Annotated in this window: 2 protein-coding genes; both read right to left on the reverse strand. The window is 50.8% G+C overall.

The features are described 5' to 3' along the window. Nucleotides 1-337 precede the first annotated feature (337 nt). On the reverse strand, nt 338-2,362 hold the full coding sequence (locus ACESLK_RS29900; RefSeq protein ID WP_373233504.1) for an ABC transporter ATP-binding protein: 2,025 nt from the start codon (nt 2,360-2,362) through the stop codon (nt 338-340). Nucleotides 2,363-2,394: 32 nt separating this feature from the next. Further along, nucleotides 2,395-4,146, reverse strand: a complete 1,752-nt coding sequence (locus ACESLK_RS29905; RefSeq protein WP_373233505.1) for an ABC transporter ATP-binding protein — start codon at nt 4,144-4,146, stop codon at nt 2,395-2,397. Between the last annotated feature and the right edge of the window lie 156 nt (nt 4,147-4,302).

Here is a 4,302-nt window from a genome sequence, read left to right on the forward strand (position 1 = left end):
ATAAATTCCTAGAACTTTACTCATCCCGCGCATTCGCTTGGGCTTTGCCCTCCAGTGTAACATTTACAACCTAACGATCCATCGTCCCGATGGATAAACCTACTACACAAACTTCTTGACGCTACCTATTATCGGCTTGTATTGATGATATTACAGGTACTTTCGCCACTAATTGCTCTTTTTAATCGTTTTTTGTAGCAGTTAGAGGTAGAAATAAAACTAAATATCGAAGTAGGTAGCCCTAACCCTCGGAATTATATACTTTCTTAAATGTTGACAAAAGGGCCGCTCCAAAGTCTTCAGACTCTGGAACAGCCCCTATTGTTATTTTCTAATCTTAGGCCCCAATTTCCACAGCTCCACCCTGCTGCAGCTGGTACATGGCGAAATACTTGCCGCCTTGCTGCATCAGCTGGTCGTGATTGCCGCGCTCCGTAATTTGACCGCGGTCCAGCACGAGAATCTGGTCCGCCGCCCGGATGGTCGAGAGCCTATGCGCGATCACGAACGTCGTGCGGCCCCGCTTCAGCACGTCTAACGCCTGCTGAATGGTCGCTTCCGTCTCCGTATCGATACTCGCCGTCGCCTCATCCAGGATTAGAATCGCCGGATCGAACGCCAGCGCACGCGCGAACGAGATCAGCTGACGCTGCCCTGCGGATAACGTGCTTCCTTTCTCGATTACCGGCTCATCCAGCCCGCCCGGGAGCTGCATGAACATGTCATGCGCACCTACGTCGCGAAGGGCCTGCTCCACCTTTTCCCGGGAAATTGATGGATCATCCAGGCTGACGTTGGAAGCGATCGTTCCTGTAAACAGGAACGGATCCTGCAGCACGATGCCCATATGCTGGCGAAGCTGCTGCTTCGGCATATCGCGCACGTCGATGCCGTCTACCGAGATAACTCCGCGCTCTACATCGTAGAACCGGAACAGCAGGTTCAGAATCGAGCTTTTGCCAGAGCCCGTGTGACCTACTAACGCAACCGTTTCCCCTTGCTTAGCGCGGAAATTGATGTTCTTCAAGACATCCTCGCCAGACTTATAACCGAACGATACGCCTTCGAAGCTGACATTGCCCTTGTAACGATCCATCCGACTATCCGAAACCTCAACACCCGGCTCATCCAGCAACGTAAATACCCGCTCCGCGGACACCCGTGCCACCTCTAGGTTTGATAGCTGGTTCACGATACCCACAATCGGATGCATCATCCTGTTCATGTAATCGATGAAGGCATAGAGTACCCCAACCGTTACTGCCATACCCAGCCAACCGCCTGCGAACATCCAGACAACCGCGATAAAGACGACATTGCGCAGTACGTTCACCAGGTTATGCGAGGTGATGGAGTTCAGGCTAAGCAGCTTATTCTGATATTTGAAATACTCGTCGTTCATCTCGTGGAACTCCGTCATCGTTTCCTTCTCCTTACGGAAGGCTTGGATGATCGGCATCCCTTGAATCGATTCATTAATCATTCCGTTAATATCGCTAAGCCTAGAGCGGATAACGTGATTGTATTTCGCCGCGAACTTACGGTATATCACGATCCACACATACAAGATGGGGATGAACGGCACAGCAATTAGCGCAAGTCTGGCATCCAATACGAACAAGGCACCGATAATGGCTGTGATATAGATGATTCCGGAGAAAAAGTTCGCCAGTACCGATACGTATAATTCCCGGATCGCCTCCGTGTCGTTCGTTACCCTGGCTACGACTTTACCCGCGGGTAAATTATCGAAGTACTGTACGGGAAGGCGCTGAATGTGCCTGAACACGTCGTTGCGCATCTTCCGAACGATCTTGTTCGCGGATACTTGAAGCAAGTATCGCTGCCAATAGGCAAGCACCGCACCGATCAAGAGAAGTCCTACATAACTTATCGCCAGCAAGAAGATGCTGCGGAACTCCGGCTTATAGAACCCATAAGTTTCACTCCGGGTCAGCATCGTAGCGGGAAATAGCTGCGTGCTTCCATCTTCTCGCAGGATGGATAACTGCCCCTCACTGAAGCTTCGCGTTCCGGTATCCGGAACATCAGCCGCATCGACGAAGTAGTACGTCCGCCCCGATTGAAGGATGCGGACCTCGCGTCCTTTCTCTTCATCAGCAGCAAAATGATCCTCTCGCTTATAACGGCTTTCCCCATAAGGAACCGCATAGCTGTCCTCTTCCTTCGTCTCGTACCATGGTTTCTCAATACCCATAATGTTCGTATCGATCATTCGCTTGGCGAGGAAGGGTCCAACCAGCTCCACGCCCACTGCAAGCAATAGCAGAACAAGTGCAAGCATAATCGGCTTCTTATAATTTAATGCATATTGAAATAATCTTTTTCCGTTGTTACCCATGGTTAATGTCACCTACATTTCTACTCTTACTTTTATGATTCCACGACCGAAGCCAACTGCTGACGATCATATTGCTCCTTATACCAGCCCTTGTTCCGAAGGAGCTGCTCATGCGTCCCCTCTTCTGTGATTCGGCCTTCATCGAGCACAATAATCCAATCGGCGTGCTGCACTGCGGACAAACGGTGTGTCGTAATGAGCGTTGTCTTTCCTTCCCGCTCGCTGCGAATGCCTTCTAGAATTTCTGTCTCCGTCTTCGCATCGACCGCGGAGAGCGCATCGTCCAGCATGAGGATTTCCGGATCGGCGATGACTGCCCTGGCGATGCTCACACGCTGCTTCTGGCCGCCGGAGAGCGCTACGCCCTTCTCGCCAACCAGAGTCTCCAAGCCTTCAGGCAGGAACATAATATCCTTACTGAACGATGCTAGATCCAGCGCCCGATTCAGACGTTCTTCCTTCAGGCTCCCGTCCTTACTGCCGAACCAGATGTTCTCGCGGATAGTCTTGCTGAACAGAATCGGCTGCTGGGGCACATAACCGATCCAGCTTCTGAGACGATCCAGCTCCAGCTCGGTTAAGTGAACCCCGCCTGCCCTCAGGCTGCCCTCACCCATCGGATATTCGCGGAGCAGCTGCTTCAGCAACGTTGTTTTCCCGCTTCCGGTCCGGCCGACAATTCCTAGCGTTTGCCCGCGCCGAAGCGTAAACGAGATATCAACCAGATTGTCGATCGTAGAGGACGGATATCGGAATGTAACGTTAGCGAATGTGATAGACTCGGGAACATCAACCTCCGCCGGAGCCTCCGACTCCTTAATGTCCGGCTTAACTCCTAGAGTCTCGTTGATCCGGTCTAGCGACGCATTCCCGCGCTGCATGATATTGATCAATTCGCCGATGGCGAACATCGGCCAGATCAGCATACCTAGGAACATGTTGAACGAAATCATTTCACCAAGCGAGATGTCACCCTTGAACACCAGTACCGCACCATAACATAAGCCGATTAAGTAACTGATCCCCACAAGAATTTTTACCGTAGGCTCGAATAATGCGTCGATCCTTGCTACCGCTATATTTTTACCGAATACATCGTCAGTCGTTTTCTTGAACCGTTCTCGGTCCGCTTCCTCTTGTACGAATGCCCGGACAACCCGGACACCCGATACCGACTCCAGCACCTGATCATTCAAGTTGCCGAACGCATCCTGAGATTTCATGAACCTTTCGTGGATTTTCTTGCCGAAGTGCTGCATAAGCAACGCCATAATCGGCAACGGCAGCAAAGCCGCCAACGTAAGCTTCAAGCTGATCAACCCCGCCATCACGACCAGAATCGTCAGCATGAACAACGTAGAGTCAATGAGCGTTAGGATCCCGAAGCCAGCTGTTACCGACACCGCACCCAAGTCATTCGTCGCTCTAGCCATCAGATCACCCGTACGGTTCCGTTCGTAGAACGTTGGACTCATCTTCAGAAGATGGCGCATAAGCCGCGAGCGGAGCAGCCGTTCAAGTACGAACGCACCTCCGAACAGCTGATATAGCCAGACGTAAGTGAGTCCGTATCCAATGACGGTTAAAGCCGCCCAGAACGCCAGCAGCTCAATCAACCTCGAACCTGTCAACGTCTCTTCATAAATCCCATCAATCGCGACCCCAATGAGCTTAGGAGGTATAACGTCCAGAATTCCCACGATTGTCAGCAGCACAATAGCTACCGTATACCGTTTCCAATACATTTTGAAAAACCAGCTTAATTTCTTCAACACAATAAACATATTTATGTATTCACACCCTTCATAATGAGAAATCGAGTAGGAGGGAGTGATTAACTCCCGACCTCTCACACCACCGTACGTACCGTTCGGTATACGGCGGTTCATGAAATATTCCGTAGTGAGTTATATCTGTCCACTAAACTCTTCAAACCATTA

The organism is Cohnella sp. (assembly GCF_041640265.1).
Classification (GTDB): domain Bacteria; phylum Bacillota; class Bacilli; order Paenibacillales; family Paenibacillaceae; genus Cohnella.

Coding starts and splice junctions, on each gene's coding strand:
- ACESLK_RS29900 (WP_373233504.1), bottom strand. CDS start 2,362: ATGGGTAACAACGGAAAAAGATTATTTCAATATGCATTAAATTATAAG.
- ACESLK_RS29905 (WP_373233505.1), bottom strand. CDS start 4,146: ATGTTTATTGTGTTGAAGAAATTAAGCTGGTTTTTCAAAATGTATTGG.